The sequence below is a fragment of the Brucella sp. 22210 genome, from assembly GCF_052045675.1.
Classification (GTDB): domain Bacteria; phylum Pseudomonadota; class Alphaproteobacteria; order Rhizobiales; family Rhizobiaceae; genus Brucella.
Window position 1 is genome coordinate 1 of record NZ_JBQEPD010000080.1, and the last position, 5,949, is coordinate 5,949.

Here is a 5,949-nt window from a genome sequence, read left to right on the forward strand (position 1 = left end):
GTAAGCGCTGTTTTCAGGCCACGGCTTTGAGATCGTGCGTTGCGGCATAGGCCCAAGGCAGCAGGTCGTCGATCTGGCTATTTGGATGATTGTTGACGATCTTGGTGAGGACGTCTGAGAGATAGGCCAGTGGCTCGACATTGTTGAGCTTTGCCGTCTCGATGAGCGAGGCGATAGTCGCCCAGTGTTCGGCCCCGGCGTCAGAACCGGCAAATAGCGCATTTTTGCGATTGAGGGCAATTGGCCTGATTGACCGTTCGACGACGTTGGAATCGATCTCGATCCGGCCATCGTCGATGAAGCGGGTCAAGCCGTCCCAGCGTGACAAGGCATAGCGGATTGCTTCGGCGAGTTTTGTCTTCTGGCTGATGTAGCCGAGTTGTTCACGCAGCCAGGGAGCGAGGCTGTCGGTAATCGGACGACTTTTTTCCTGACGGGCGACACGACGCTCCTCGTGGGGCCGGCCACGTATCTCTTCTTCGATCCTGTAAAGTTCGCCGATGCGTCGCAGCGCCTCGCTGGCGATGGGTGCCGGACCAGCGGCAGCAAGCTCATAGAAGCGGCGTCGAACGTGGGACCAGCAGAAGGCCAGCGACACGGTGTTCTTTGCCGCGAGCGGGCGATATCCACTGTAGCCGTCTACCTGCAGGATGCCGACGAAGCCGTCGAGATGGGCCATCGGTCGTTCGCCTTTGCGATCTGGCGCATAGACATAGGTGACACCGGGCGGGTCATCGCCCTGCCACGGCCGGTCATCTCGTGCATAAGCCCAAAGCTGGCCGGTCTTGGTTTTGCCACGTCCCGGATCGAGCACCGGGGCCGTCGTCTCGTCGGCGAAGAGCTTGGACGATGACTTCAGATGATCGAGCAGCCGCTGATGGACCGGGCGTAGATGCCAGGCGGCGCGACCGACCCAGTCGGCGAGCGTCGAACGGTCGAGGTCGATGCCCTGACGCTTGTAGATTTGCGCCTGGCGATACAGCGGCAGGTGGTCAGCATATTTAGATACCAGCACCTGGGCGACGGTTGCCTCTGTCGGGATGCCGCCCTCGATCAGCCTTGCCGGGGCCGGAGCCTGGACAACGACTTCTTCACAGGCCCGGCAGGCATACTTCGGGCGGCGCAGCACGAGCACCCGGAATTGGGCGGGCACAAGATCGAGCTTCTCGCTGACATCCTCGCCGATCCGATGCAGGTCGTTGCGGCAGCAGGGGCAGGCATGGTTATCGATATCGACCACGATCTCGACGCGCGGCAGATGCGCTGGCAGTGAACCCCGGTTCGTACGCCGTTTAGCGACCTGCGCCTGGCGCAGAGCAGTCGAGCCTTGTTCCTTCTCTTCCAGCCCGGCAGCCTCGATCTGTTCGGCCTCTTCAAGCCCAAGCAGAAGCTGGTCCTCTGGAAGCGTCTCTGCCCGTCGACCAAAGCGGTGACGCTGTAATTCCTTGATGATCTGCCGCAGGCGGGCATTCTCCGCCTCACGCGAAAGCACCATTGCTTTCAGCGCGTTCAGGTCATCCGGAAGCTCGTCTGCCGTCATCGTCATGGATCGAGAACAGCATATTTTGCCGCTCGGAGCGAGACGCTGAATGGCTCTGATTCAATTGGTCGCGCCCGTTATCCGGCCTTTATCGGCGTGCGCGTTTCGCTCGGCGCATGCACGCGTTTCCAGTCCAATCCTTCGAACAGAGCCGAGAACTGGGCGGCCGTCAGATGCATCACACCGTCTTGCATTCGAGGCCAATGGAACTCGCCATCCTCGATCCGCTTGGCGACCAGGCACACGCCGCTGCCGTCCCAGAAGATCAGCTTGATCCGGTCCGTTCGTTTGGCCCGGAATACGTAGATCGTGCCCGAGAACGGGTCGGCACCCATCTGGGCCTTTACCAATGCCGCCAATCCTTCAGCACCTTTGCGGAAGTCGACAGGCTTGGTGGCGATCATCACTTTTACCGCACCGGACGGGCCAATCACGACTGAGCCTTCAACGCCTGGATGACGGCGGCAATGGTTGCAGCATCGGTGCCAGAGGCAATACGCAGCCAGGCTCCATCAATCCGCAATTCAATGGCCGCCTCCGGAGAAGTTCTTCTTGGCAAACGTGCTTGCCGCGCCCTCTTCGGTTCCGAATTCTCGGGCGACACGACGACTGCTGGTGCAAACATTGGTGCTTGCTCCGGCACCGACAACACATCAAGCGGCTTTCGGGCGAGCCGTCGCCATGTGAACAACTGCTGCGGCGTCAATCCATGCCGCCGCGCCACAGAGCACACCGTGACGCCAGGCTCGCAACTCTCCGCAATGATCTGCGCCTTCTGATCGTCGCTCCATTCGCGACGACGGCCATTGCCTGTGAACACCTCAAACCGGCGTATCGGCTCATCCTTGGATTTAAGCGTAAGTTCTGAAATCGACATATGTCCTAGCCCTCTTTCGAGGTTGAACATCAATGATCAAGCGATGATCCGGAAGGTGGGGTCAGGACAGCGCTTACGATTTACCAGTAATTCGAACCGTCCATATGCACTTTCACGGTAGCGTGCCCGTTTCGCTCCGAGCTGCGGCGATGCAATGCAACGCGCTTGCGGTTGTAGAATATCTCGACCACGCGATGCGTCAGGCGCACAGTGACTGTTCTGCCCGTCAGGCTGTGCGGAGCAGTGTAAAAGGTCTTCTCCACATCGATATGGTAGTCGGGATGAACCTTTGCCGATTTCCACTCCGCACATTCGAACTCTGTCGGCGGCGATGGAGCAAATGCCTGACGCTCGACCTCTTCGAAGAATTCGCGCCGGGAAATAGCAATATGGCGCATAGGACGGTTGCTGAGGTCCTCCAGCAGATAGGCAATGGCAACGTTCAGATCTTCCAATGAGATGAAGGTTTGATCGCGAAGACAGGCCATAATCCAGCGTTCCGTTATGAGAACCGCTCCTTCGAATCGCCCGTTCGCCGCCGGCTCTAGTCATAGGATCTGTTTATCCGGGGCGCTCGGCAAGGCGGGATTGCTAGGCGGAAAGCAGTGATCGACCGCGAGCACAAGCTGTCGGTTGCAGACAACGGCGGAGCTGAACAAAGGGGAAAGTCGCAACAGCCTCGTGCGGGCCGTCAATCTCCATTGCCTCGGCCGCTTCCGTGATCGCAGCCAGGAAAATCTTTCGATCCGGGCATCCGCCCTCAACCTAATAGTTACCACCATCATTCACTGGAACACCACCTATACCGGTCGTGTGGTCGATGCCTTGCATGCCGGCGGCCAGCATGTGTCTGTTCATTTGCTATCCATCCCTTCGCCCGCGTTGAGACGTTCAAGGATCGCTCCGCGCACGTTCTCCTGAAAGCTCTGGCGAGCTTTCAGGCTGTCAGGAAATTTGGTCATGCTATATTCGACCGATTTGCGCATGGCGTCAAATGACAGGCCCAGCTCGGGGTACTTCTTGCGCGCATCGGCTTCGGGCAACTGCTCGAAGGCGATAGCTCGCAACGGTCTGACCGCATCACGAAGCAAGTCGGGGAGGTCGCGACTTCCCTCGAAACAATCAAGGGTCAGGACCACATCCCGGCGAATTCCATCATCGTTGATATGCGGCAGGCTAAGCCGGTTGACGCTGAGATCGCGTGCAACATAGAGGACGTTTCGACCGGCCTCTGATTTAGAGAAACGCTCCCAATCGAGCTGGTAACCGGAACCCTGTGCGAGTTGGTGGGTGAATGCCCGAAGGGTCCGGCTATTCCCGTCGCCGAACGGGTGCAGGTGGTCGAGCTTGGTGTAAAGGTCGGCGAGCTGTTGAGTGAAAGCGTCGGTCTTCAGCGCTCCAAGAGCCTTCGGATCGACATCGGCCAGTGTTTTGTCGATTTGCGCCTGGGCCTTCTTGTCCATGCGCGAATAGGAGACGAACGACATCGCGTCGAGACCTTTGAGCTTGCGAGCCTTGTACCAATCGCGGCCTTCTGTGGGAGGATCGCGATACTCGCCCGGCTTCACTTCGGCGAAGCCAAAGCGAGGGAGGTCTTGAAAAATCCGCCGATGCACTTCCTTCAAATGCGCAGTATCGAACTTACCTTGGACTGGATCACGTCGAAGCTCGGCTATACGGTAGCTACCGTACAGCCCTTCGATGTATTCACGATCAGCGTTATCGCTCATAGCTCACCGGCCTCGCGCGAGCCGGTCCTGGATGAGCTGCTCGACCTCCTCGCCAAGCTTCTCGAATGTCAATTCGCCTCGAATGAATCGGTCGGCCTCGGCCCTGTAGGCATCCGGCACCGCAAAGCCTTCAAGGGACACCGAAGCGATGCCCGCCTCGATGTCAGCACGCCGAGCCGCGCTTTCGTGTGCGTCGATTCTCCGCACTCCAGCCGCCTTGCTTCGCACCCGCTCAACGTAGTCATACATCAGTTCGCGCATGACTTGCGCAGCGGGCCGGCGCTCCAGCTCGGTCGCTTCGTTAAACGACTGCCGCAACTGCGACTCGATACGGATGGTCATGGATGCTTCTTTGCTCATGGCCGGGTACTCCTGAGTGAACTAGAGTGCGACTGTCCTCGACTCATGTCGGGCCAGCACGTATTGCCATTGTACACGCAATGACAATACGTCACAACGTCCGCAAAACGCTCATTAAACGGACGCGGATATTACGGCAGAAAGATCAAACTGCACGTGCTTGTCGGCCTTCAACGACCTTCGCATCGTTATCGCGATATTCTTCCCGGCAATCCGGACGATCTGTTCGATTGGTTGCGAGAGCAGCCACGGGACATGCTTTTTCGCTGCTAGCCTTACCAACTGGCCCACGCGCTTGATGTTGATATGTCCGACTGATTCGAGCCGACCGCTAACAACTATTTCAATCACGTCAACCGGACGACAATTGAACTGGCAGTGGCCGAAACCAAGGGCAAAGAGGCGGAATTGTCAGTCCGTGCCGCCAAGAAGAAAGGCGAAGCGGTTTTTATCGCAGAGCGCCTTATTTCGGGTAGTGGATGGCTCCCTGTCCCCGTTCGGATCGCAGCGGAAGCCACAGCCGAAACCATGGACGACGAAACCGGATACGCCGACGATGAAGCGGAATTTTCCCAAGCAGCTGAATAAGCCGTAGGCCGGTCGTGCGTTTCTCCCGCACGACCGTTTCCCCGTTGCGAATGTAGAGAAAAGCATCTACATTAAAGTGTAGATTTATCTACATGGAGCGCCAGCCATGGCAATCAATGTCACAAACGAAACCGCGGACCAGTTGACGCGCAAGTTCGCAAAGATCGAAAATGTAAGCATTTCTGACGCGATCGTCATTGCCATGCGCGAAGCGATCGAGCGCCGTCTGAACGTCGAAACTCCGGTCCAAACTGCGGCGCGACTGCGAGAAAAATATCATGTTGCAGACAAAAAAGCAGCAAAAGAGCCTCTACCGAAGGAAGCCTATGACGAAATGTGGGAATCGTAAGCGGCATGTTTATTGATGCCTGCGCCCTCGTCGCTGTTTTGTCCGACGAACCTGAAGCCGAACGCGTTTCCACTGCGATCATGATTGCCAAGAAGCGCTTTACATCACCGCTCGCAATTCTGGAAACCGCCCTCGCCTTATCCCGACCAGAAAAGTTCGATCTTCCAATCGATCAGATTGAGCCGATTATCATGGAGTTTCTAGTCGCCCGCGCCATCGAGCTTCGCGACCTACCGCCGGCAAGGCGAACCACGACGCTTTCACTCCACGCGGCCAATACCTATCGGAATGGCCGTCGTGGTCTGAATCTGGCAGACTGCATTCATTATGCGTGCGCGAAATACTATCGTGTGCCGATCCTGGCGACGGATAACGAGTTTCGCGAAACTGACCTCGAAACCGTTCCCTAGGCTGTGCACTCATAAATAGGCTAGCTATTTGAATGTATTAGTGATTCAAAGGCCTAGGATTTGGAGGTCTTTGATGTCACGTCACCGCTATGAAC

8 protein-coding genes and 2 pseudogenes are annotated in these 5,949 nt (G+C 57.3%); 4 read left to right on the forward strand and 6 right to left on the reverse strand.

Annotated elements, in window-relative coordinates; all coding sequences use genetic code 11:
• Window positions 1-13 precede the first annotated feature (13 nt).
• The 4 genes and pseudogenes from tnpC to ACTJKP_RS26000 all read right to left on the reverse strand — a co-directional run.
• Window positions 14-1,546: an IS66 family transposase gene (tnpC, locus tag ACTJKP_RS25985; protein WP_121539677.1), complete on the reverse strand. Its 1,533-nt coding sequence runs from the start codon at window positions 1,544-1,546 to the stop codon at window positions 14-16.
• 71 nt (window positions 1,547-1,617) lie between these two features.
• Entirely contained in the window at window positions 1,618-1,974 is a 357-nt protein-coding gene (gene tnpB / locus ACTJKP_RS25990) for an IS66 family insertion sequence element accessory protein TnpB (protein WP_109366349.1), read from the reverse strand.
• On the reverse strand, window positions 1,971-2,417 hold the full coding sequence (gene tnpA / locus ACTJKP_RS25995; protein ID WP_181375986.1) for an IS66-like element accessory protein TnpA: 447 nt from the start codon (window positions 2,415-2,417) through the stop codon (window positions 1,971-1,973). Before tnpA ends, tnpB begins: the two co-directional genes overlap by 4 nt.
• Window positions 2,418-2,518: 101 nt before the next feature.
• Window positions 2,519-2,962 (reverse strand): annotated as a pseudogene (locus ACTJKP_RS26000) (Mu transposase domain-containing protein); the annotation flags it as partial.
• 85 nt (window positions 2,963-3,047) lie between these two features.
• Between ACTJKP_RS26000 and ACTJKP_RS26005 the strand changes: the two are divergent.
• A pseudogene (locus ACTJKP_RS26005) lies at window positions 3,048-3,296 on the forward strand (Tn3 family transposase); the annotation flags it as partial.
• Here the strand turns inward: ACTJKP_RS26005 and ACTJKP_RS26010 are convergent.
• On the reverse strand, window positions 3,272-4,147 hold the full coding sequence (locus tag ACTJKP_RS26010) for a Fic family protein (protein WP_440632729.1): 876 nt from the start codon (window positions 4,145-4,147) through the stop codon (window positions 3,272-3,274). The pseudogene ACTJKP_RS26005 and the gene ACTJKP_RS26010 sit on opposite strands and share 25 nt — an antisense overlap.
• 3 nt (window positions 4,148-4,150) lie before the next feature.
• Window positions 4,151-4,507 (reverse strand): antitoxin VbhA family protein, encoded by a 357-nt coding sequence (locus tag ACTJKP_RS26015; protein ID WP_440632730.1) that lies wholly within the window; start codon window positions 4,505-4,507, stop codon window positions 4,151-4,153.
• A gap of 378 nt (window positions 4,508-4,885) precedes the next feature.
• On the opposite strand from ACTJKP_RS26015, the gene ACTJKP_RS26020 reads away from it, so the two are divergent.
• From ACTJKP_RS26020 to ACTJKP_RS26030, 3 genes are all read left to right on the forward strand, one after another.
• Window positions 4,886-5,095 (forward strand): hypothetical protein, encoded by a 210-nt coding sequence (locus ACTJKP_RS26020; protein ID WP_440632731.1) that lies wholly within the window; start codon window positions 4,886-4,888, stop codon window positions 5,093-5,095.
• Window positions 5,096-5,201: 106 nt separating this feature from the next.
• Entirely contained in the window at window positions 5,202-5,444 is a 243-nt protein-coding gene (locus ACTJKP_RS26025; RefSeq protein WP_440632732.1) for a type II toxin-antitoxin system VapB family antitoxin, read from the forward strand.
• Window positions 5,445-5,449: 5 nt separating this feature from the next.
• Window positions 5,450-5,854 carry a type II toxin-antitoxin system VapC family toxin gene (locus tag ACTJKP_RS26030; RefSeq protein WP_440632733.1) on the forward strand — a complete coding sequence of 135 codons (405 nt, stop codon included), beginning with the start codon at window positions 5,450-5,452 and terminating at the stop codon, window positions 5,852-5,854.
• The last annotated feature ends 95 nt before the right edge of the window (window positions 5,855-5,949 follow it).